The 23,877-nt window shown below is 52.6% G+C and carries 20 protein-coding genes; 18 read left to right on the forward strand and 2 right to left on the reverse strand.

All coding sequences use genetic code 11. From position 1 onward, the window contains the following. Positions 1-41 precede the first annotated feature (41 nt). From ACFVTB_RS00395 to glnA, 7 genes are all read left to right on the forward strand, one after another. The gene (locus ACFVTB_RS00395; protein WP_387743499.1) at positions 42-668 is read left to right on the forward strand and encodes a peptidylprolyl isomerase; all 627 of its coding nucleotides are present in this window, start codon (positions 42-44) and stop codon (positions 666-668) included. A 187-nt stretch (positions 669-855) separates the two neighbouring features. Then, positions 856-1,413, forward strand: coding sequence for a ribonuclease FAU-1 family protein (locus ACFVTB_RS00400; protein WP_387743501.1), 558 nt, complete (start codon positions 856-858; stop codon positions 1,411-1,413). A gap of 278 nt (positions 1,414-1,691) precedes the next feature. Next, positions 1,692-2,681: an AAA family ATPase gene (locus ACFVTB_RS00405; RefSeq protein WP_387743504.1), complete on the forward strand. Its 990-nt coding sequence runs from the start codon at positions 1,692-1,694 to the stop codon at positions 2,679-2,681. Between the two features lie 30 nt (positions 2,682-2,711). Further along, entirely contained in the window at positions 2,712-4,004 is a 1,293-nt protein-coding gene (gene hflX / locus ACFVTB_RS00410) for a GTPase HflX (RefSeq protein ID WP_387743506.1), read from the forward strand. Positions 4,005-4,081: 77 nt separating this feature from the next. Further along, entirely contained in the window at positions 4,082-5,377 is a 1,296-nt protein-coding gene (locus ACFVTB_RS00415; protein WP_387743509.1) for a methionine gamma-lyase family protein, read from the forward strand. A 62-nt stretch (positions 5,378-5,439) separates the two neighbouring features. After that, the gene (locus ACFVTB_RS00420; RefSeq protein ID WP_387743512.1) at positions 5,440-5,850 is read left to right on the forward strand and encodes a MerR family transcriptional regulator; all 411 of its coding nucleotides are present in this window, start codon (positions 5,440-5,442) and stop codon (positions 5,848-5,850) included. Positions 5,851-5,905: 55 nt separating this feature from the next. Then, positions 5,906-7,234 carry a type I glutamate--ammonia ligase gene (gene glnA / locus ACFVTB_RS00425; RefSeq protein WP_387743515.1) on the forward strand — a complete coding sequence of 443 codons (1,329 nt, stop codon included), beginning with the start codon at positions 5,906-5,908 and terminating at the stop codon, positions 7,232-7,234. Positions 7,235-7,434: 200 nt separating this feature from the next. On the opposite strand, the gene lexA is transcribed toward glnA, so the two are convergent. Continuing rightward, positions 7,435-8,055: a transcriptional repressor LexA gene (gene lexA, locus ACFVTB_RS00430; protein ID WP_387743518.1), complete on the reverse strand. Its 621-nt coding sequence runs from the start codon at positions 8,053-8,055 to the stop codon at positions 7,435-7,437. Between the two features lie 159 nt (positions 8,056-8,214). On the opposite strand from lexA, the gene ACFVTB_RS00435 reads away from it, so the two are divergent. The 5 genes from ACFVTB_RS00435 to ACFVTB_RS00455 all read left to right on the forward strand — a co-directional run bounded on the left by ACFVTB_RS00435 (position 8,215) and on the right by ACFVTB_RS00455 (position 13,080). Continuing rightward, on the forward strand, positions 8,215-8,583 hold the full coding sequence (locus tag ACFVTB_RS00435; protein WP_387743521.1) for a LysM peptidoglycan-binding domain-containing protein: 369 nt from the start codon (positions 8,215-8,217) through the stop codon (positions 8,581-8,583). A 452-nt stretch (positions 8,584-9,035) separates the two neighbouring features. Beyond that, positions 9,036-9,221 carry a DUF896 domain-containing protein gene (locus ACFVTB_RS00440; RefSeq protein ID WP_387743524.1) on the forward strand — a complete coding sequence of 62 codons (186 nt, stop codon included), beginning with the start codon at positions 9,036-9,038 and terminating at the stop codon, positions 9,219-9,221. Between the two features lie 221 nt (positions 9,222-9,442). Further along, on the forward strand, positions 9,443-9,952 hold the full coding sequence (locus tag ACFVTB_RS00445) for a hypothetical protein (RefSeq protein ID WP_387743526.1): 510 nt from the start codon (positions 9,443-9,445) through the stop codon (positions 9,950-9,952). 22 nt (positions 9,953-9,974) lie between these two features. Then, on the forward strand, positions 9,975-10,763 hold the full coding sequence (locus ACFVTB_RS00450) for an HAD family hydrolase (protein WP_387743529.1): 789 nt from the start codon (positions 9,975-9,977) through the stop codon (positions 10,761-10,763). A 259-nt stretch (positions 10,764-11,022) separates the two neighbouring features. Beyond that, positions 11,023-13,080, forward strand: a complete 2,058-nt coding sequence (locus ACFVTB_RS00455; protein WP_387743532.1) for an alpha/beta hydrolase fold domain-containing protein — start codon at positions 11,023-11,025, stop codon at positions 13,078-13,080. Positions 13,081-13,136: 56 nt separating this feature from the next. Here the strand turns inward: ACFVTB_RS00455 and ACFVTB_RS00460 are convergent, their stop codons facing one another. Next, a complete protein-coding gene (locus ACFVTB_RS00460) occupies positions 13,137-13,682 on the reverse strand; it encodes a 1,2-dihydroxy-3-keto-5-methylthiopentene dioxygenase (protein ID WP_387743535.1) in 546 nt (181 codons plus the stop codon). Between the two features lie 148 nt (positions 13,683-13,830). Here ACFVTB_RS00460 and metH point away from each other — a divergent pair, with 148 nt between their 5' ends. From metH to mutM, 6 genes are all read left to right on the forward strand, one after another. Further along, a complete protein-coding gene (gene metH, locus ACFVTB_RS00465; RefSeq protein ID WP_387743538.1) occupies positions 13,831-17,271 on the forward strand; it encodes a methionine synthase in 3,441 nt (1,146 codons plus the stop codon). 50 nt (positions 17,272-17,321) lie between these two features. After that, a complete protein-coding gene (gene rnz / locus ACFVTB_RS00470) occupies positions 17,322-18,257 on the forward strand; it encodes a ribonuclease Z (RefSeq protein ID WP_387743541.1) in 936 nt (311 codons plus the stop codon). A gap of 255 nt (positions 18,258-18,512) precedes the next feature. After that, positions 18,513-20,798 carry a DEAD/DEAH box helicase gene (locus tag ACFVTB_RS00475; RefSeq protein WP_387743544.1) on the forward strand — a complete coding sequence of 762 codons (2,286 nt, stop codon included), beginning with the start codon at positions 18,513-18,515 and terminating at the stop codon, positions 20,796-20,798. Further along, positions 20,795-22,210 (forward strand): ribonuclease H-like domain-containing protein, encoded by a 1,416-nt coding sequence (locus ACFVTB_RS00480; RefSeq protein ID WP_387743546.1) that lies wholly within the window; start codon positions 20,795-20,797, stop codon positions 22,208-22,210. Before ACFVTB_RS00475 ends, ACFVTB_RS00480 begins: the two co-directional genes overlap by 4 nt. Further along, complete coding sequence (locus ACFVTB_RS00485; protein WP_387743549.1) at positions 22,182-23,021, forward strand: TIGR01457 family HAD-type hydrolase; 840 nt, start codon at positions 22,182-22,184, stop codon at positions 23,019-23,021. The genes ACFVTB_RS00480 and ACFVTB_RS00485 overlap by 29 nt, the downstream gene beginning before the upstream one ends. A gap of 39 nt (positions 23,022-23,060) precedes the next feature. Further along, on the forward strand, positions 23,061-23,876 hold the full coding sequence (mutM, locus tag ACFVTB_RS00490; protein WP_387743552.1) for a DNA-formamidopyrimidine glycosylase: 816 nt from the start codon (positions 23,061-23,063) through the stop codon (positions 23,874-23,876). Position 23,877 lies beyond the last annotated feature (1 nt).

The raw sequence follows: 23,877 nt of genomic DNA on the forward strand, positions 1-23,877 counted from the left end.
ATAGATTGTAACGGCCGCAAGTAAGGAGCTGAAGGCAAGAGATGGGCATAAAGAAGAGTAGCAGGCTAACAGTCGTTGCGATGCTTCTTGCCGCAGCGGCGTTAATAGCCGGCTGCGGCAAGGGCTCGGCTTCCTCCGAGCATCATAAGACAATGAAGTGGGATAAAATGCCGGAGATGACCATTAATTTGGACAAAAGCTATACCGCAGCCTTTACGACGAGCAAAGGCGACTTCACGGTAAAGCTGCTGGCGGAAGAATCTCCGGTTGCAGTCAACAATTTTGTCTTTTTGGTTAGGGAAGGCTTTTACGACGGGTTAACCTTTCATCGCGTCATCGAGTCGTATATGATTCAGGGTGGGGACCCGCAAGGCAACGGTACCGGCTCTCCGGGCTATAAAATACCGGACGAGCTCGACCCGGATTTGAAGTACGAGACGGGCATCGTTGCGATGGCGAACGCCGGCCAGCCCAATACGGGCGGCAGCCAGTTTTTTATCGGTACGGGTAAGGATGTTGGCAATTTAAATCAGAATCCGGTCTATACGATTTTCGGAAAAGTGCAGGACGGCATGGATACGGTGCTTGCTATCGCCAAGACACCGGTCAAAAATACGACACCGATCGAACCGGTCATTATCGAGAAAATTGTCATACAGGAAAAATAAAAAATCGCCGCCCGATTAGGGGCGGCGATTTTTTTATTTATTTTGAAGCGGAGGCAGGCATGCTTGGTTTATTTTGCTTGCGCGCTGGAGATGGACGTTAAGATATGGTAAGCTTTTTACAACGTTATTCATCAACATCGAAAGCCATCTGTTAGAGGCTTATCTTGAGCGGAAAGGTACGTTCCGTATGAAACGAAAATTTTCGGACCGCGCTAACTGGCGTCGCATCTTACGGAGAAGCTACACCTGCTTGGCGCTCGATAACGATGAGTTCAAAGGTCTTGTCACGTTTTACCGGATTCATGAGCTGCGCGATCCGCTGTGGAAGGAATACAACGGACGCCGGCTGTGCCTCGCCGATCGCGGGTATTTGTGGATGCAACACTTTCCGAAGGGCGAGCACTTTGTTGTCACAACGATGTTCGACGACAAAGGCCGAGTCGTGCAATGGTATATCGATATATGCAAAACCCAAGGCTTAACGGATCAGCAGGTGCCTTGGTTCGACGATTTGTATTTGGACGTCGTCGTTCTGCCATCGGGCGAAGTATTTCTGCTGGATGAGGATGAGCTGGAGGATGCGCTCCGACAAGGAGAAGTGACCGGCAAGGAAGCGGCTCTCGCTCGCAAGACAGCCGGCCGGCTGTTGTCCAGCATTCGAAATGGACGTTTCCGCTATTTTACGCTGAGCCTTAAGCATCGCAAGAGCTTGTCCGAACGAATGGGTGAGCTGAGCGAATCATAGGCGCCGCAGGCGAGACAGGAGCATGCCTCAGGCCGGATAGACCGGGATCCGCGAGGCTGCTCCTGTTTCACTATGCAAGGCGGTTTCTGGACAATAGAAGCCGTCTATTCGCAGATTCCTATTGCTGCCGCCGCTTTCCGCAAATCTGTTAATATGGTTCCTTTCGCTAGAATACAATTGTAAAGCGGATCGCTAGTGACCATGCCTGGGTACGTCGCGGGGCATGCCGCTAAAGCGAATTCCAGCAGCGACGGTGCGAAGGATAGGTGAAGCGACAGATGAGCGGACATGTCATAGCGGGATCGAGCAACGGAACGAGGCCATCCCGTCAAATCAACGTAGTGCTTAGAACGCCGGAGCCTATAGCCGCTCTGGCGGCTTCCGCCCCGGCGCCGGCAGCGGACAGCGAATCGCTGCCGCAAGTGAAGCCGCTCCCGGGCAGCGACCATTATACCGAAATTCAGCGGGAGCTGGAGCCGATGGTCGGCATGGATAATGTAAAGGCGCTTATTTTTGAAATTTACGCCCTGCTTTATATAAGCCGCATGCGTTCTGAAGCCGGACTTGTCGGCGGCTCTCAAGTCTATCATATGATTTTTAAGGGCAATCCCGGGACGGGCAAGACGACAATTGCGCGGATTGTGGCAAAGCTGTTTCAGAAAATGGGCGTCCTGTCTAAAGGCCATTTGATCGAGGTGGAACGAGCCGATCTCGTCGGGGAATACATTGGCCATACGGCGCAAAAAACGAGGGACCTCGTACGCAAGGCGCTGGGCGGTGTTCTCTTTATCGACGAAGCGTACAGCTTGGCGCGCGGCGGCGAGAAGGATTTTGGTAAAGAGGCGATCGATACATTAGTAAAGGCTATGGAGGACCAGCGCAATCAGTTTGTACTCATATTGGCTGGCTACCCGCTTGAGATCGATCAGTTTCTGATGACGAATCCGGGATTGCCGTCCCGTTTTCCGATTCAAATCGATTTTCCGGACTATACGGTCGACCAGCTTATTCAAATTTCGGAGCTGATGACGAAAGACAGGGATTATTTTTTAATGCCGCAGTCCATATTTAAGCTAAGGCAGCATTTGATGCAGGAGAAGCTGAATGACCTATTCTCGTTCAGCAATGCGAGATACGTGCGCAATGTCATCGAGAAAGCGATCCGCTATCAGGCGGTGCGGCTTCTGAATCAATATGCGAGCGGTGTGCCTCCGAAGCAGGAGCTGATGGCCATCAAGCCCGAAGATTTGCGATGGGAGCCAAAATAAAGTAACGATACGAAACCAGAGGAGCGCTTCATGCGGGACAAAACTTACGACACGAATACAGATTTGTACGAAAAAGCGATATTAGTCAGTTTAATAACGCCGGAGACGAAGAGGGCGGGCGGTGATCCCGAGCATTCGCTCGAAGAGCTTGCCCAGCTTGCCGAGACGGCGGGCGTTGAAGTGTTGTCCGTAATGGTGCAGAATAAAGAATCCCGGGATACGAAATGGTTTATTGGCAAAGGCAAGGTGGAGGAATTGCGCGCGGCGGCAGACGAGCTTGGCGCGACGACCGCCATTTTTGATCAAGAGCTGTCCGGGGCTCAGGTACGCAATTTGGAGGAAGCGCTCGATTTGAAAATCGTCGACCGCACGCAGCTTATTTTGGATATTTTTGCACAGCGCGCCAAGACGCGGGAGGGCATCATCCAGGTCGAGCTTGCGCAGCTTAGCTATCTGCTCCCCCGTCTGTCCGGCCACGGTAAAAACCTGTCGCGGTTAGGCGGTGGCATCGGCACGCGCGGTCCCGGGGAATCGAAGCTGGAAACCGACCGACGCCATATTCGCGGACGCATCAGCGAACTGAAAGCGCACCTCGAAGAGGTTGTGCGGCATCGCAAGCTGCACCGCGAGCGGCGTAAAAAATCGGGCGTCACGCAAGTGGCGCTGGTCGGCTATACGAATGCGGGCAAGTCTACGTTACTGCGTGAACTAACGAGCGCGGATGTCTATGTAGAAAATCAGCTGTTCGCCACGCTTGATCCGACCTCGCGGACGATGGAGCTGCCGAACGGACGGGAAATCGTTTTAACCGACACGGTTGGTTTTATTCAAAACTTGCCTCACGATCTTGTTGCCGCGTTCCGCGCGACGCTTGAGGAAGTAAACGAAGCCGACGTCGTGCTTCACGTCGTCGATTGCAGCTCGCCGATGCGCGAGGAACAAATGGCAGTCGTCGAAGATCTGCTCGGCGAGCTAGGCGCATCCGGCAAGCCAACGATAACGCTGTTTAACAAAAAAGATTTGTACGAGGGAGATCCGGGTCAGATGATTCGCGCCACGAGCGGCGAATCGCTCGTAATCAGCGCTTACGAAGCGGACGATTTGGAGCGATTGCGGCTCGCGGTACAGGATATGCTGACGGGGTCTACTTTGACGTTCGCTTTGCCGGTGAACCGCGGCGATTTGATCGCCCTGGCGTACCGCAGCGGTGAGGTGCTGGGAAGCGATACTGCAGAAGACGGGGAAACGGTTCATATAACGGTCCAGGTGAGCCGCAGCCATTATGAGAAAAGCGGCTATCAGCTTCAGCCGTATCTGGTTTAGCGGAAGGCGGCTCGTTAGCCGTCTGTTATAAATAAAAGAAGCAGGGATTGCTTAACTCAAGGAGAGTAGAATCGGGTATGACTGAGCAAAGTATGGAACTAGAGGGCAATTGGAGCCGGTTGGAGCGTCTTGCGGAAGAGGCCGAACGGACGGCAGACGGCCGTTTGCGGGAAATTGACCGAATCGCGGAGAAAAATCATTGGAAGGTTATTCGAGCTTTCCAGAAGCATCGCGTTAGCGATTACCATTTCGCCGGATCGACAGGATACGGCTACAACGATAGAGGGCGGGAAGTACTGGATCTCGTCTACGCCGATATTTTTGGTGCGGAGGCTGCTTTGGTGCGTCCGCATTTCGTATCCGGCACGCATACGATCGGCGTTGCGCTCTTCGGCCTCCTTCGGCCAGGGGATGAACTGCTTTACATCACTGGCTCACCCTATGATACGCTGCACAAAGTGATTGGCAAGCCGGGCGATGGGACAGGCTCTTTGCAGGACTGGGGCATCGGCTACAACGAAGTGGCATTACAAGAAGACGGCAGCCTTGATTGGGAAGAGATAGGACAAGCGATTCGGCCTTCGACAAAGGTGATTGGAATTCAACGCTCGCGCGGATATAGCTGGCGCTCGTCATTTACCGTCGCTGAAATCGGCGAAATGGTTCGTCGGGTCAAAGAGCTCAAGCCTGACGCGCTCGTCTTTGTCGATAATTGCTACGGCGAGTTCACTGAGCTGTTGGAACCGACGCAGGTCGGGGTCGATTTAATCGCCGGTTCGCTTATCAAAAATCCGGGCGGAGGCTTGGCTGCAACAGGCGGCTATATCGCTGGCACGGAGGCGGCCGTCACCGCTGCGTCGTACAGGCTGACCGCGCCGGGCATCGGCGGAGAGGTGGGAGCTATGCTCGATACACTTCGCTCCATGTATCAAGGATTATTTCTTGCCCCGCATTTGGTCGGACAAGCCGTCAAAGGGAGCATCTTTGCCGCAGCTTTATTTGAGCGACTGGGCTTCGAGACACAGCCGCGCTGGGACGCGCCGCGCACTGATTTGATTCAAGCGATCCGCTTCGGCAGCGCTGATCATTTGATCGCATTCGTGCAGGGCATTCAGCAAGCCGCGGCTGTCGATGCGCATGTCACTCCCGAACCTTGGGATATGCCGGGCTATGAGCATCCCGTCATTATGGCGGCCGGAACGTTTATTCAAGGGGGCAGTCTGGAGCTGTCCGCGGACGCGCCGATACGTGAGCCATACATCGCGTATATGCAAGGCGGGCTCACCTATTCGCACGTCAAATTTGGTGTTCTAACGGCTCTTGAGCGCTTGCTGAATAATGAATTAATTGTGATCAAACCTAACATAACTTGACACGTTTTTGGAAGGACGTTAATATATACGTATAAAAGAGCTACTGGAAGGTTGATGCGACAATGGGTGATGATATACGTAGAAATATGGCCCTGTTTCCGATCGGCATCGTGATGAAGCTGACGGATCTGACGGCCCGCCAAATCCGTTATTACGAGCAGCATGAACTGATCGTGCCGGCCCGTACGGCCGGCAATCAGCGTCTATTCTCATTTAACGACGTAGAACGACTTCTTGAGATAAAGGCGCTGATAGAGAAAGGCGTGAATATTGCCGGAATTAAGCAAGTGATGAATCCGGTGTCGAAGGAGTCCGACGAAGCGACAATCGTAAGCGAGCAATCGGAGGTTAAGCGCCGTGAGCTGTCGGACGCGCAGCTGCACCGCATGTTGAAGCAGCAGCTGCTTGAGAAACGTCCGGGGCAAGCCTCGCTTATTCAAGGTCAGCTTTCGCGTTTTTTACACAAACGTTAATGATGTTGCCACAAGGATGAAGCAAGCAAGGTAAGCATTTAAAGGAGATGATCGCATGGGCTACACAAAAGAGGATATTAAACGCATTGCTCAAGAAGAGAACGTACGCTTTATCCGCCTGCAATTCACCGATTTGCTCGGCACGATCAAGAACGTTGAAATTCCGGTCAGCCAGCTTGATAAGGCGCTGGACAACAAAATGATGTTTGACGGATCTTCCATTGAAGGTTACGTCCGTATTGAAGAATCTGACATGTACTTATACCCGGATCTCGATTCTTGGGTTGTATTCCCTTGGGTGTCCCAAGACCGCGTTGCGCGTCTTATTTGCGACATTTATATGCCTGACGGGACTCCGTTCGCCGGCGATCCGCGCGGCATTCTGAAGCGCGTGCTGAAGGAAGCGGAAGAAATGGGCTACTCGGCGATGAACGTCGGTCCGGAACCTGAGTTTTTCTTGTTCAAAACGGACGAGCGCGGCGAGCCAACGACCGAATTGAACGATCAAGGCGGCTATTTCGATTTGGCTCCAATGGATCTTGGCGAGAACTGTCGCCGCGAGATCGTGCTTACGCTTGAAGAAATGGGCTTCGAGATCGAAGCGTCCCATCACGAAGTTGCTCCAGGCCAGCATGAAATTGACTTTAAATATGCGGACGCCATCAAAGCGGCCGACCAGATTCAAACCTTTAAGCTGGTTGTAAAAACAATTGCGAGACAGCATGGCCTTCATGCGACGTTCATGCCTAAACCGCTGTTTGGCGTTAACGGCTCCGGCATGCACTGCCACCAATCGCTGTTCCAAGGCAACACGAACGTATTCTACGACGAGAGCGATCGCTTAGGTCTGAGTACGACGGCTCGTTACTATATGGCAGGTATTTTGCAGCATGCTCGCGCAATGGCGGCAATCACGAACCCGACGATCAACTCTTACAAGCGTCTGGTGCCTGGCTATGAAGCTCCGTGTTATGTTGCATGGTCCGCAAGCAACCGCTCGCCGATGATCCGTATTCCGGCTTCACGCGGTCTTAGCACTCGCGTCGAAGTTCGTAACCCGGACCCTGCGGCGAACCCTTACCTGGCACTCGCGGTTATGCTGAAAGCCGGACTCGACGGCATTCAGAACAAAACGCCGCTGCCGGCTCCAATCGACCGCAACATCTACATCATGTCGGAAGAAGAGCGTATTGAATCCGGCGTACCAAGCTTGCCGGCAGACCTGAAGGAAGCGCTCGACGAGTTGCTCCGCAGCGAAGTCATCTGCGACGCGTTGGGCGACCACGCGCTGGCGCATTTCTACGAGCTGAAGGAAATTGAATGGGATATGTATAAGACGCAAGTTCACCAATGGGAACGCGATCAATATTTGACGCTGTACTAATAGGTATGAGAGGGCCGTCCAGCAATGGACGGCCCTCTTTAATTGATGAGAATGTTCATCCGTTCTGGAAAGAAGCCCACCATCGATGACGACACCGATGGTGGGCTTCCGTATACTTTGCAAACAAAAAGCCGCTCAAGATGATCGCCTCTACTAGGCGTCTTCAGAGCGGCTTCTTACTTCATACGATACAAGGCGGATTAATGGAAGTCTCGGAATAAACCGACGACTTTTCCCAAAATAGTGACGTTCTTCAGCCGGATCGGCTCCATCGTGGCGTTCTCCGGTTGCAGGCGGATATGGTCTTTCTCACGGTAAAACGTCTTGACGGTCGCTTCGTCTTCTTCCGTCATCGCAACAACGATGTCGCCGTTGTTAGCAGACTGCTGCTGCCGAACGATTACATAGTCGCCGTTGTGGATGCCGGCTTCAATCATACTCTCGCCGATGACGTTCAGAATAAAGACGTCGTCATCCCCGACGAAGTGGGAAGGGAGAGGGAAGTACTCGTCGATGTTCTCCGTTGCAGTGATCGGAACGCCGGCCGTTACTTTGCCGACAACCGGAACTTGCGCGACTGCTGGGCGGATAATTCCGTCGACGTCTTCTTGGTCCAATATTTCAATTGCGCGCGGCTTGGTAGGATCGCGGCGGATGAGCCCTTTCTTCTCCAGTCGGTCCAAATGGCCATGGACGGTGGAGCTTGAAGCGAGCCCGACTGCTTCGCCGATCTCGCGGACGGACGGCGGATATCCTTTATCCTTGACTTCATTCTTTATAAATTCAAGAATCGCCTGTTGACGGTTGGAAATCTTCGACAAAGATATCACTCCATTAATATATTTGTAGAAAATTATAACATAGAACCGGAGTTCGCACAAACATAAGTTCTTGAGCACAAAAGTTCGCATTCGCTATTGACGGCAAACGTTTGTTCGTGTAATCTGAAAACAGAACAAACGTTTGGGGTGTTGGTCGATATGTTAATGAATCCTTCCTTCTACAAGTCGATACATACGAAAGAAGACGCCGGTTGGTCGCCGAGACGGAGAACTATGCAACTATCCGTTAACCGCAGAGCTGCCAAGCTGATCGTGGCGCTAGCTTTTTTTATACTATTATTCACTAGTTTTTTGATTGTAGGTACGAACGCTTCAACTGAACCTGCTGCCGTCTCCGCAGGAGAGCAGATCGTTATCGTTGGAACGGGCGATACACTGTGGGAGATTGCGAAGCTGCATATGGACGATTCGAAGGATATCCGGTACAACGTGTTCCAGTTGAAGGAACGCAACGGTCTCTCATCGGTCAATTTACATCCGGGGCAACAGCTTATTGTCCCGCAGTAATCTTAAAAGTCTTTTTCATAGCGGAACCAAACGTCAGCCTTCGGGCAGAAATTTGGCGGGTAGATTGCAAAAGAACAGGAAGAGGAACGCAATTGCGGCAGCATCGCGTTCCTCTTCCTGTTCTTTTCTTTATATTATCTATCAAAGTCAAGTCTGTGCAGATCGAATTATTTAAATGCGGATCAAACTTAAAATCAGTGCTTGACGGAAAAGTGGAGTAAAACGAAGGGGCAGAGGGATTCTGGAGAAACGAAGGTAGTTGCATCATGAACACTCGAATTGATAGAGCGCAACATTAATATAGAACAAACATTCGCAAAACAATTAAATAATTAATATGATTAAATACAGCATGGCCTTAATATGCCCGCCTCGCCTTGACAACAGCCTCTGCGAAATGTCAAAGTAGATAAAAGGTATTACTTTTGGACAGCAAGCGAGGTGAACGTGCAATGGGACAATTAATTACGCGAATTAATGAGCTTTCGCGCAAACATAAAACGGAAGGCTTAACGCCGGAAGAGACCGTCGAGCGAGACGAGCTTCGTAAAAAGTACTTGGAAAACTTCCGCAGCAATTTCCGTCAGCAGTTGGATAATATCGAGTTTGTGGACGAGCCGCAAGAGAAGAAGCAATAATTGTCGTATAAACAGTACAAAGGCATCATTTTCACTACTAACTTTTAGACCATTAACAAGTATATAGGCGAAGCTACATCTGCCGAGTATTGAACTTTCCGCGCTTCTCTCCCGATGCGCGTTATGGCGCCGAAGGCGCTTTTCGTAAGAACGCAGCACAATGGCGGTGATAGCATAACTCATCGCCTAGCTGAATTGCATATTATTTAGGAGGAATTCGATTGTCTTCACGCAGTTGGGAACGAAAAGTCCGCAAAAATCAGAGCCAATTGGTTAAAGCGCGCAAAAAGCAAGGAATTAAAGCCCCTCTTCCGGGAGCGGCGAAAGAGGATCGTTATCGCGGCAGAAGCATCGCCGCCCCGATTTTGCTCATTCTTTTTATCACATTGTATGTTATTTTAGCAGCATCCTCGCCGGATTTCGTTCCGTCAAGCATGTTTTATGTTACAATCGCTCTGTATGTACTACTGGCTGTGTTCTTCTTCCTTCGTCGTCCTTATATTGCCGTAGGCAAAGATTACGTGCAAACGAGGAAGTTTACGGGGGACAAGCGTCTTGCCGTTGCTGCGATCAAAGGAATCACCATCCAATCCGGTTACGTAGTTATCGAGCAGCAAAAAGGCGGCAATTGGGTCTTTTCCCGCCTGATCAACCGTTATCCGACGGTTGAGATCGGCGAGCGGCTAGAGCAATTCGCGAAAGCGAACGGAATTGCTTTTCAACAAAAATAGAGAGCGGGAGAGTTCATTCATAATGGCTAAACAAGCAGTTTTATTCGACCTCGATGATACGTTGCTGTGGGACGACCGCAGCGTGCAGGAATCGTTCGACGCAACCTGCGAGGCAGGCGCTGCCGCAACCGGCGTCGATGCCAAACAATTGGAGAAAGCGGTTCGCAGAGAAGCGAGAGCGTTGTACGAGTCATACGAGACGTTCGCTTTCACCAAGATGATCGGCATCAACCCGTTTGAAGGGCTGTGGGCTAATTTTCGCGAAGGCGAACAGCAGGAATTCCGCAAGCTGGAGCAGCTTGCACCAGGCTACCGCAAGGAAGCGTGGACGAGAGGGCTGCGCGCTCTTGGTGTAGAAGACGAAGTCCTTGGCGCCAAGCTGGCTGAGCAGTTTCCGGCAGAGCGCCGTAAACGCCCTCTCGTATACGAGGAGACGTTCCGCGTACTCGACGCACTGAAAGGAAAGTACAAGCTGCTTCTGCTGACGAATGGATCGCCTGACTTGCAGCGTGAGAAGCTGGCCGGCGTTCCGCAACTGGCTCCGTACTTTGACCATATTATTATTTCTGGAGAATTCGGCGAGGGCAAACCGGCCGCATCGATCTTCCGCCATGCGCTAGAGCGCCTTGGAATCGAACCGGATCACGGTATTATGGTCGGCGATAAGCTGACGACCGATATTTTGGGAGCGAATACGATTGGTATGACTTCCGTATGGGTCAATCGCCACGGATCGGTTCGCAATGACGAAATTGTACCAAGCCATGAAATCACTCATTTGGGCGAGCTGCTTACTATTTTGGAATCTTAATTTCTTTAACCATACAAGCTGCGAAAAGCACTTTATTGTACGCTGGACAACCGGTCTCGGTTATCCGTACAGTGAAGTGCTTTTTCTGTTGATTGCATTATAAATGGTATAAAACATAGTATATAAAGGAATTACAGTCAATAATATCGCTCCTGATTTACCAAGAAGGACACCTTACTCGCGCTCATTCCGACATGCTACCATAAAATGGGCAGGATCCGATTCGGACTGCTGACTCTATCAGTTGGAGGTTGTCAGAATGAAATTTAAATTAATTACGGCCGGTTTGATCGTAATCGTCATTCTCGGTGCGGGATTGTTCTGGTTTTTACAAAAAGATACCGCGGATAATAAGCCTGGCGCATCCAACGAGCCGACGCTATTAACGGTGTCTTCCGTCTCGGCGCTTCAGAAGCGATATTTGCAACCCGAGTCCGAAGTGACCGTGAAGCATGATCTGTTGTACGCGAGCAAGAAAAACGAATCCGAGGCGACGGAGCAGTTAATGCTCGATATGTATACGCCCGCGGACAATAAGGAAGAAAAAAGGCCGGTATTTATTTTCATTCACGGAGGCGGATTCAGGGAGGGTACGAAAAACGATGGGGCCTCGTTCTCCGAAGCTTTGGCCAAGCGGGGATACGCCGTATTTTCAATAGATTATCGATTGAAAACAAAACCGGAAGCCAATTTTATGCGTACGCTGAACGATGCCTATGAGGATATTTCCGATGTTTTCGGCTGGATTGGCGATCATGCGGAGGAATACGGATTGGACGTGAATCGTATCGCCATCGGAGGTGATTCAGCAGGAGGACACTTGGCGCTTAATTTTGTTAATGAATTGCTGATTCGCAATCCTGAATTTGTAAAATCAGTCTTCGCAATCATCGACATTTACGGAGGCAATTTGAATGCGGCCGTACAAACGGCTTTGCCTCCTGTATTAATTGTGCACGGCACTAACGATTTGGAGGTGCCATATGAAGTGAGCGCTAAATTTGCGGAGCAATTGGACAACAAGGGGCTATATCATAATTTTTTAACGCTGGAAGGCATCGGCCACGATTATAAAAATGAAAAATGTTTTGATTGGATTGTCGAAACGACCGCACATTTTTTGTACAATGTGATGAACCGACAGGAAGTCGGCTCGTTGCCGAACCAAACTGCCGTCGAAGTCGTTTCCGGCCATGCGTTTGAGTTGAAGCTGCCGAGCGCTTACGATGATTTACCAGCCGCTGCTGCGCCAGAAATGTATTTGCCAAAAGGATGGACGTCCAATCGGCAGAATAACGGGACGATTCTTATTCAAACCCCAGACAGCCTGGAACGCGGAATCCAGACCGTGTATATTGCATCACCTTCCGGAACCGCGCAGGACAAGAACTTCGCGCTAAGCGTCCGTATCGCCGATCCGTTGAAAGTCGGATACGAAACCTTTTACGACAAGAACGATCGATTAATTAAAACAAAGGTTAGTGTGCTTAATCAATCATCCGAGCCGTTTAACGGTACCGTTCGCATCCGGTATCAAGGAGAGCTAGGAAATGAAGATGTATCTGAGTTTAAAGTCGAAACATTGAAGCCGCAGAAAACGGCAAACTTATCGATTCCTTACGCGATCGCAGGAAAAAGAACGTTTGAAGCGTTGGGCGAGTCTGGCGTCTGGAAGCAACGCACAGAGGATGAGCTTCACCTGCTGGCCGTTCCTAAAACGGGAGAGCCTAAACGTCATGACGACAAGCTGGGTGATTCGGATGAAGAAGGTAGGTTCGAAGCGAGTGGAGCCAAAGTCGAACAAGGAAGTGGACTGGAAGACGCAAACGTGTTCGGACGCCTGAGCTGGGATGAGCGTTTTCTGTACATTACGGCGGAAGCGACAGATGATACGCATTTCCAGCAGGGCAGCGGGATCGATATTTGGAGCGGCGACAGCGTTCAGTTCGGGATTGGCATAGCGAACGAGGATGGCAGCGATCCGAAAGTTTTCAGCGAAATGGGAGCGGCACTAGGAGAAGGCGATCGATTCCTGAAATGGAGATGGATCGCTCCAACCGGTATGCGAGCAGACGATTCCGTACAATTAGAAGGGGGTGTCGTTCGGCGGGACGGTAAAACGATCTATGAGCTGAAAATCCCTTGGGAGGAACTAAACGTCAACGCCAGCCGTATCCAAGCAGGATTGAAGTTGAAATTTTCATTGCTAGTCAATGACAATGACGGTGACGGCCGCAAGGGATGGGTTGAATATAACGGAGGCATCGGAACGGTTAAGGACGTTCATCAGTATGGCGATGTGTTTTTGATGCCATAAAAAATAGCTGTCGTCGATGAAAAGTCGACGACAGCTATTTTGCGGATTCCATATCATTATTGCGCTTTAGCGAAAGAAGGATCGTCGAAAGGATGGGCGATCCAGCCTTCCGTTTCGATGAAGAGGCGAACGGCTACAATTTGGCGATTATCCATTAGCGTAAAGAAGTGCGGGTAGCGTTCCGGCACGGAAATAACGTCGCCAGCTTCCAGCTCGACGTCGAAATAGCCAAGCTCCTCGTCGCCTTTAATAATGAAAATGCCTCTGCCGGCCGTAATGGCGCGAACTTCGTCTTCTGTATGTGTATGCACATTCTCGAATTTTTTGAGCAGCTCGTCGAGATTAGGCGTCGCGTCGGACAATGTGATCAAATCCCATGTTTTATAGCCGCGACGGGACGCGAGATCGCGAATTTCCGTGTCGAAAGAAGACAGCACTTCGGCTTTCTGTTCGTCGGACAATACGAACTTTTCTTGCAAATGAGCTGGCAGCTTCGATGTATCCCAATGCTCGTAAAGCACGCCCTGCCCCTCTAGAAATTGGCGAACGTTCTCCTCGCCCGAGATGCGCTCATTAGTATTGCGGATTCGAATTTCAGCCATGTTATTCCCTCTTTTCCAATTGAAATTAACTGATTAAGTACAATTATACCTCACAAACGCCCGAATGTCGATGGATTGCCTTTTCACAATGCGGCTATTCTGTTAAACTATGGGGTAATGATTTTGGAAAGAAGGGCGCGCAAACAGAATGTCCAAACCTACTATACAACAAATGATGCAAGAACGCATACTCATCCTTGATGGAGCGATGGGTACGATGATTCAGCAAGCGGATTTGAAACCCGAAGATTTTGGCGGGGAAGAGCTGGACGGCTGCAACGAAATGCTCGTTCTGACTCGTCCCGACGTCATCCAGTCGATTCACGAGCAATATTTGGCGGCTGGCGCAGATATATTGGAAACGAATACGTTCGGCGCAACGAGCGTCGTGCTGGCGGACTATGATATTCCGGAAAAAGCACGAGAGCTCAATCTCGCAGCTGCGAAGCTCGCACGACAGGCGGCTGATAAGTATTCGACGCCGGAGCGTCCTCGTTATGTAGCGGGCGCACTTGGACCGACGACCAAGACGCTTTCGGTTACGGGCGGCGTCACGTTCGAGGAACTTGTCGACAGCTATTATGAGCAAACGGTCGCACTGATTGAGGGCGACGTTGATGCCGTTCTGCTGGAAACGTCGCAGGATACGCTTAACGTGAAAGCGGGTAGCATTGGTATCCGCAAAGCGTTCGAGACGACGGGGCGCGAGCTGCCTATTATGATCTCAGGCACGATCGAGCCGATGGGCACAACGCTTGCCGGTCAAAATATCGAGTCGTTCTATATCTCGCTGGAGCATTTGAAGCCGATTTCGGTCGGGCTAAACTGCGCGACGGGACCTGAATTTATGAGGGATCATATCCGCACGCTCAGTGAGATCGCCGATTCGGCAGTCAGCTGCTATCCGAATGCGGGATTGCCGGACGAGAACGGTCATTACCACGAATCGCCGGATTCGCTGGCGTTGAAAATCTCTGCTTTTGCTGAACAGGGCTGGCTCAACATCGCCGGCGGCTGCTGCGGAACGACCCCGGACCATATTAAAGCGCTGTCTGATATGATGGCGAAATATGAGCCGCGCACGGTGTTCGGCACCCATCCGCCGGCTGTATCCGGCATCGAGACTGTCTTTATTGAAGATGAGAACCGCCCGATTATGATCGGCGAACGGACCAATATATCCGGTTCACGCAAGTTCAAGCGGCTCATTAAAGAAGGCAAGTTTGACGAAGCTTCCGAGATTGCCCGGGCGCAAGTAAAGGGCGGCGCCCACGTCATCGATATTAACTTGCAAGACACGGATATCGACGAGGCCTATGCGGTTCAGGAATTTTTGCCGCAGGTCGTCAAAAAAATTAAAGTGCCGCTCATGCTCGATTCCACCTACGACCATATCATCGAGCTGGGCTTGCGCTATTCCCAAGGGAAAGCGATTATCAACTCGATCAACCTCGAGGACGGCGAATCGAAATTCGAGCAAATCTTGCCGCTTATACATCAATATGGCGCGGCTGTCGTTATGATTCTCATCGACGAGCGCGGCCAGGCTGTTTCGCGTCAAGCGAAGATGGAAGTGGCAGAACGCTCATACAATCTGCTTGTCGATAAATACGGCATGAACCCAGACGATATTATTTTTGATCCGAACATGTTCCCTGTCGGCTCGGGCGACCCGCAATATATCGGTTCCGCTGTTGAAACGATCGAAGGCATTCGGATGATTAAAGAGAAGTTCCCGCGCGCCAAGACGATTCTCGGATTGAGCAACATTTCGTTCGGCTTGCCGGATGCGGGCCGGGAAGTGCTCAATTCCGTTTATTTGTACCATTGTACGAAAGCCGGTCTCGACTATGCGATCGTCAATACGGAAAAGCTGGAGCGCTACGCCTCCATTCCGGAGGAAGAGCGCAAGCTGGCAGAGGATCTCATCTACAACACGAACGACGATACGCTGGCTGCATTCGTCGCCGCCTTCCGCGAGAAGAAGGTCGTGAAGAAAGAGAAGATTTCCAATCTGACGCTTGAGGAGCGGCTTGCGTCCTATGTTGTCGAAGGGACGAAAGAAGGGCTTATTCCCGATCTGGGGCTGGCATTGAACAAATATTCCGCTCTCGAAGTCATCAATGGACCGCTGATGAAAGGAATGGAAGAGGTCGGCAGGCTGTTCAACAACAACGAGCTGATCGTAGCCGAGGTGCTGCAGAGCGCCGAAGTGATGAAGGCTTCCGTTGCGTTCCTTGAAGATTTTATGGAGAAAGACGAATCATCGACGAAGGGGAAAATTATTTTGGCGACGGTTAAAGGCGATGTTCACGACATCGGCAAAAACTTGGTCGAAATCATTTTGTCCAACAACGGCTATAAGATTATTAATTTGGGCATCAAAGTACCGCCTGAAAAGCTTATCGAGGCATACCGCGAAGAGAAAGCGGATGCAATCGGACTGTCCGGCCTGCTTGTTAAATCGGCGCAGCAAATGGTCATTACGGCGCAGGATATGCGAAATGCAGGCATCGATGCTCCGATTCTTGTCGGCGGCGCCGCGCTGACGCGGAAATTTACGAAGACGAGAATCGGCCCGGAATACGACGGATTGGTGCTGTACGCGAAAGACGCAATGGACGGGCTCGATATTGCCAATAAGCTGATGGATAAAGGGCATCGCAGCAGAATGGAAGAAGAGATGGCCGAGTTCAAAGCTGCCGGCAATGTTGAGGCGGAAGAGAAGAAGCCGCTGCCTGAGCTATCGCGCGCCGTTCGTTCGAAAATTTCGACCGACGCACCGGTTTTCCTGCCGCCAGATCTGGAACGCCATGTTTTGCGGGACGTGCCGCTTGCGCACATTGTGCCTTACGTCAACATGCAAATGCTGCTCGGCCATCATCTCGGCTTGAAGGGCAACGTAGAGGGCTTGCTGAAGGAAGGCAACGAGAAAGCGGTCCATTTGAAAGAAACGGTGGACGGTATTCTACGCGAGGGCGCAGAAACCGGTATGATCAAGGCGCACGGCATGTACCGGTTTTACCCGGCGCAGTCGTCGGGCAATGACATTATCATCTACGACCCAGCCGATCATACGAAGGAAATCAAACGATTTACGTTCCCGCGCCAGCAGGTAGATCCGTACTTGTGCCTCTCCGATTACCTGAAGTCGGTGGAAAGCGGAGTCATGGATTACGTCGGCTTCCTGGTTGTAACGGCGGGCGAAGGCATTCGTGACAAAGCGAATGAATGGAAGGATAAAGGCGACTATTTACGCTCTCACGCGCTTCAATCGGTTGCGCTGGAGGTCGCGGAAGGACTTGCCGAACGCGTCCACCACATGATGCGCGACGTATGGGGATTCCCGGATCCGGCGACAATGACGATGAAGCAGCGTCACGGCGCAAGATATCAAGGCATCCGGGTATCGTTTGGTTATCCGGCGTGTCCGAATTTGGAAGATCAGGAGCCATTGTTCCAACTGATGAAGCCAGAGGATATCGGCGTCGAGCTGACGGAAGGTTATATGATGGAACCGGAAGCATCCGTATCGGCGATGGTATTCGCTCATCCGGAAGCGAATTACTTCAACGTCGAGAAAGTCTAATTTGCCGTTAGGCACATCCGGATCTCATTCCGGCGAATAAGGGGGCCGCAATGGAATTATGGTTTCTCGGCACAGGCGCAGGACGGCCGATGAAGGAACGCAACGTCACGTCGATCGCGATGAAGCTGCCCGAGCCGGACTGCGGACTGTGGATGTTTGACGCAGGCGAGGCGACGCAGCATCAACTGATGCGCACGCCGCTTAAAATGAGCAAGCTGAGCGTCTTGTTTGTCACCCATATGCACGGCGATCATACGTTTGGCATTCCGGGGTTGTTAAGCACCCGTTCTTATGTCGGCGGCAACGGACCGTTGAAAGTAATCGGCCCCTCTGGTATCCGTGAAATGATCGAAACGGCGATGCGGCTCAGCGGTACGCATATCGACTATGAAATAAGTTACGTCGAAATTGCGGAAGATGGCGTCGTATACGAAGACGAACGGTTTACGGTCGAGGCGGGCAAACTGGAGCATCGGGTGCCTTGCTACGGTTATCGGGTAATGGAGAAGGAGCAGCCCGGCAAGCTGGATGTCGGCCTGCTGCAGCGGCTCGGCGTCGCAGCGGGTCCGCTGTACGGCAAGTTGAAGCGCGGCGAAGACATTACGCTACCGGACGGCTCCATGCTGCGAGGCAGCGACGTAACCGGTCAACCGCTGCCGGGCCGCATTGTGACGGTATTAGGCGACACGCGCCCATGCGAGGGGACGGTAAGGCTTGCCCGCGATGCTGATTTGCTCGTCCACGAAGCGACATTTGGCGCAGGGCAGGAAGAGAAAGCGCATTTGTACGGTCATTCGACGACGATGGAAGCAGCGGCAGCGGCTCGCGAAGCAGGCGCAAGAAGGCTCGTCATGACGCATTTCAGCAGCCGATTTACGGCCGATGATCTTCCGCAGCTTGAGCAAGAAGCCCAATCGGTGTTCCCGGAATCAACGGCTGCATTCGATTTGTATCATACGACGGTATCTCGCCGGCAGACGCAATAACGCAAATGCAGGGCGAGTGCTATCAAAAAAGAAGTATCCGCTTCCGTTCCTTAGTAAGGACGGAGGGGGATGCTTCTTTTTTTTGCCGATCGACAACTATTTCGTCATTTGCTGGAGATTCAGTCATCATTCATTCCGCATCCACCCTTCCCGCAGGATGGGACTAATTGCAAGCAATTGATAATTGCGGGGCGAACATGTATTCGAGTACAATATGGTCATAAGATTGTCGGGAAACGGGGGAGAGAGACGACAATGAACCGATGGACGGGGAAGGCTTCAGGGCTTGCGGAATATTTGCAAATGTTGAAGCAGGATTCAGAAATAATGGATAACGTAACGCATTGGCGGACGATTCCTCCGCGCGACGCGAGAACAGCGCCGTTCCCTGGCGATATGCATCCGAAGCTTCAGGATGCGCTTCGCGCCAAAGGAATCGAGAACTTATATACGCATCAGGAGGAAGCTTATCGGCAAGTGAGACACGGCAGCCATGTCGTGGCCGTCACGCCGACCGCTTCGGGTAAAACGCTTTGCTACAACTTGCCTGTCCTGCAGTCGTTGCTGGAGAACGAAGAGGGAAGAGCGCTGTACTTGTTTCCGACCAAGGCACTGGCGCAGGATCAGGTAGCCGAACTGCAGGAGCTGGCGGAACTCATGGACGTTGGTTTGAAAAGCCATACATACGACGGCGATACGTCGCCTACCGTCAGACAAGTCGTGCGGAATGCTGGACATATCGTGGTCACCAATCCGGATATGCTCCATTCGGCGATCTTGCCGCATCATACGAAGTGGGTCAAGCTATTCGAAAACTTAAAATATATCGTAATCGATGAAGTCCATGCGTACCGGGGCGTCTTCGGCAGCCATGTAGCCAACGTCATTCGGCGCTTGAAACGGATTTGCCGGTTTTACGGCTCGCGGCCGCAATTTATTTGCGCTTCGGCGACAATCGACAATCCGAAGGAGCACGCCGAACGGCTGATTGGCGAGAGCGTCGCGCTGGTCGACAACAACGGCGCGCCGATGGGAGAGAAGAACTTTGTCTTCTACAACCCGCCCGTCGTGAACAAGCAGCTTGGCATACGCCGCAGCAGCGTACTGGAGACGCGTAAGCTGGCCGGATTATTGCTGAAGCAAGGCGTGCAGACGATTGTGTTCGCCCGCAGCCGCGTCCGTGTGGAGCTGCTGCTCACTTATTTGCAGGAGCTTATTAAGGACAAGCTGGATGATAAAACAATTCGGGGCTATCGCGGCGGCTATTTGCCGAAGCTGCGCCGTGAGATCGAGCGGGGGCTGAGAAGCGGCGAAATTCGCGGCGTTGTCAGCACGAATGCGCTTGAGCTCGGCATTGATATCGGGCAGCTTCAGGCTTGCGTGCTGAATGGCTATCCGGGTACGGTTGCGAGCACTTGGCAGCAATCGGGCCGCGCGGGCAGAAGGCAGGAGAGCTCGGTTACGTTCCTGGTGGCGAGCAGCAACCCGCTTGATCAATATATGATTCAAAATCCCGATTTCTTCTTTGACCGGCCGCCGGAGCGCGCGCTTATTCATCCGGACAATTTGCTTGTCTTGATCGATCATGTGAAGTGTGCCGCTTACGAGCTGCCCTTCGAGTCAGGGGAGAAGTTTGGCTCGGAATCGCTTGCGGATATGATGGAGTTTCTCGTCGAAGAGAAGGTGCTGACGCGCGCGGGCGACCGCTGGTATTGGATGGAGCAGTCGTTTCCGGCCCACAATATATCGCTGCGGTCGGCGGCGCAGGAAAACTTCGTCATTATCGACATTTCGAACGGCAGCCGCGTGCTAGGCGAAGTGGACCGCTTCGGCGCACCTACGCTGATTCACGAGGAAGCGATCTATATTCACGAAGGCGTGCAGTATCAGGTCGAGAAGCTCGATTATCCCGAGAAAAAAGCTTATGTTCGGGAAGTAAGCGTCGATTACTATACGGACGCCAACCTTGCCGTTGAGCTTAAAGTGCTGCATGTCGACAAAGAGCGAACGTCAGGCGAGCTGCTTCGGCAATATGGCGAAGTAACGGTCAACGCCAAGCCGACTATTTTCAAAAAAATCCGGCTTCGCACGCATGAAAATATCGGCTCCGGCCCGATCCATTTGCCGGAGGAGGAGCTTCATACGAGCGGTTATTGGTTTAGCTTCAACGAGGAGGCGGCCGCTCGGAAAAGCAAAAACGAGATGCAGTATGCGCTGCTTGGCATCGCCAACGTCCTTGTACATATCGCACCGCTCTACTTGATGTGCGATCCGTTCGATATTCGAGTTGTGCCGCAAGTAAAAGCAATTCATACACAGCTTCCGACCATCTACTTCTACGACCGTTACCCGGGCGGCATCGGTCTAAGCGAACGGCTATTCGAGGTGCATGACGAGCTGTTGCGGCAGGCGCGGACGCTCATCCGCAATTGCACCTGCCAAAGCGGCTGTCCGGCATGCGTCGGACCGATCGAGGAGGTCGGCTTGCTTGGCAAATCCCAGGCGCTGCAACTGCTGGAGGAAGCAGGTGGCGGCGAATGAGCGGCTTGCGCGAGCGAATGAACAGGCTGCGAGGCGGCAACGATTCGCAGCTTGCCGCACCGGAGCTTGTCGGGAGTGAAATCGCCGGTGAGCAGCAGCGGACCGTTGTGGGAAGCGAACAGTATGAGGATGAAATTGGCCAAGACGCGAACATGCCGAGAACATCGGCCTTAAAGATAGACGAACCGGAAGAAGAGATCCTGCATATGGGATGGGGGCCGATTGGCGCCAAGCTGCACAGCAATGAAAAAGGCAGCTTTCTGCTGCGCCAAGCTGTGTATCCGGCCGCGCACCGGCACGGCTTGCATCGGCTGGACGAGCTGCGCGAGGCTGCGTCCGGGCTAGCTTCCTTTCATGGTCTTCCGCTCCAACCGGAGGAGCTGCTGTTTCTCGATTTGGAGACGACGGGTCTCGGCGTCGGCGCCGGAAACGTGCCTTTTATGGTTGGGCTTGCTTACGCTTCGGAAGATCGGTTTGTCGTCGAGCAAGCGGTTATCCGTCATCCGGCGGAAGAAAGAGCCATGCTGTTCTATTTGGAGGGCTTGCTTCCTCGCTTTCGCTATCTTGTAACCTATAACGGAAGAACGTTCGATTGGCCAGTCATGCAAAATCGCTTTATTATGAACGGATTCGGCCGCCGGATGTGGGAGCCGCTTCATCTCGACTTCCTTCATCCATCGCGCAGCATTTGGCGCAATACGCTTGCTTCGTGCAAGCTAAGCCACGTCGAGGAGGAACGGCTCGGCATCGAGCGGGTGGATGATGTACCGGGTTCGCTCGCGCCGCAGCTGTACTTTCGGTTTCTGGCCGACGGCGATCCGGCGCCGCTCTCCGGTGTATTCCGCCATAACGAGACGGATATGCTGTCGCTGGCCTGTCTGGCCATCCGTTTCGGACATTTGCTGAACGACGGGGCGGGCGATCCGGGGCGTTCGCGCCTTCCGCTGCCGAGCGAAGCGGAGGAGATGGTTCGTACGGGGCTATGGCTTGAGAAGATGGGCTGCGCGGAGCGAGCCGAGCATTTGTACGCGAGCGCGACGGAGTCGGAAAATGCCGCAGCACAGACGCTTCTGATGCTTGCTGAGCGAGACAAGAAGGCTGGAAATTGGCAGCGAGCTGTGTTATTGTGGCAGAAGGCCGTACAGCGGCCGGCAAAACTTGGAACGGGAACGGCAATCGCTGCTTCCGTCGAGCTTGCTATGTATTACGAGCATAAGCTGAAGGATTACACTTTGGCTTTACGATATGCGTCGGATGCGCTGGAGATGTCGCTGGACAGCGCTCTGTTTCAACGCAGGGACGCGAAGAAACGGGCGGAGCAGGACGGTCTTCGCAAACGCAGGGACAGGCTCCGGCGCAAGCTGGGGAGGATGAGCAACCGAGATGACGAATGGGAATGGAACGGCGAATAAGCCGCTGCCGCGCATGGGAGGGCTGCTGCTCGATTTGGACGGCACCCTGTACCACGGCAGCCGACCGATTGAGCAAGCGGATTTGTTGATCCGCCGACTGAAGGAATGGGGACTGCCTTATCGGTATGTAACCAATAATTCAACCGCTACCCCTGAGGAAGTGGCAGAGAAGCTGCGGCGGATGGGCATCGAAGCCGATGCTGGCGACGTATGCACGTCGGCTCAAGCTGCTGCCGCTTATATCGCTGAACAAAAGCCGGGAGCGGTCGTACATATTGTCGGCGAGACAGGCCTCCGGCAAGCCGCCAAAGAAGCGGGACTGATCGTCGATGATGAGGCTGAAGCTCCCGATTTCGTTCTGCAAGGCATCGACCGCAAGCTGACGTACGAGACGCTTGCAGCTGCGGTTCGCCGTATTCGCGGGGGAGCCGCTTATGTGATGACGAATCCGGACCTGCTGCTTCCAACAGAGAACGGCTTGACGCCGGGCGCGGGTTCGATTGGAGCCATGCTGAAGGCAGCGGGAGGCAAAGAGCCGATTCTGATCGGGAAGCCGTCGCCGATTTTGATGGATTACGCGCTGGACAAGCTGGCTATGGCAGCGGAAGAGACGTGGGTCGTTGGTGACAATCTCGCCACGGATATTGCGGCAGGACATGCCTCGGGCTGCGGAACCGCACTTGTGCTAACGGGTCTTACTACTGCAGACAATTTCGAACATTATGCCGAAGCGGCAGGCTGCAAGCCTGACGTTGTGCTAGAAAATTTAAACGAACTGATCTCGTATATTTCCCGTAGCATAGGGAGATAAGGAGAAGAAAGCGATCGGATAGGAAGGAAGAATGCAATTATGCCGGAACTGCCGGAAATGGAAACATATCGGAAGATGCTGACCGATCGGATTGCGGGCGCCCGCATCGTCGGTACAGAAGTGACCCGCGAGAAATCGATCAATCTGTCGGCTGAAGCGTTTGACAGCGAACTGACGGGCAGAACCGTCTGGTTCGTCGAGCGCAGGGGCAAGTATTTGTTGTTCCACCTGGACAACGGCAAACGTCTCGTCCTGCATTTAATGCTGGGCGGTTTGCTGTTTTTCGGCAATGAAGAGGAGCGGCCGGACCGAACCGTGCAGGTGACGATTCAGTTCGAGGAAGGAAGCCTCTACTTTATCGGGCTTCGCCTTGGTTTCCTCCATTTGTTGTCCGTAAAAGAAGCGGACGCGAAGCTCTCTGAGCTCGGACCCGATCCGTTCGACAAAAGGCTGACGGCCAGTGCATTCGCCGCGCGTTTTAAGAAGAAACGGGGAGCGATCAAGACATCCCTAATCGACCAGCATGTCGTTTCGGGCATCGGGAACTGCTACGCGGATGAAATGCTGTTTGCAGCAGGCATTCGGCCGGATACGAAGATCCCGCTTCTGGCGGAAAGCGATTGGGAACGGTTGCATGAAGCGATGCATAAAGTGCTAGTGGAAGGAATCGAACGGGGCGGCTATATGGAGCTGCCGTTCACGGCAGGCGATACGCTGACGGGAGGCTATAACGACCATTGCGCGGTATACGACCGTCCGAACGAGCCTTGCCGCGTATGCGGCACGCCGATCGTGCAGATCGAGCTGTCCTCGCGCAAAGCCTTTTACTGTCCTTCCTGCCAGAAGGAGATCTAAC

It is taken from the genome of Paenibacillus sp. NPDC058071 (assembly GCF_042885235.1).
Taxonomy (GTDB): Bacteria; Bacillota; Bacilli; order Paenibacillales; family Paenibacillaceae; genus Pristimantibacillus.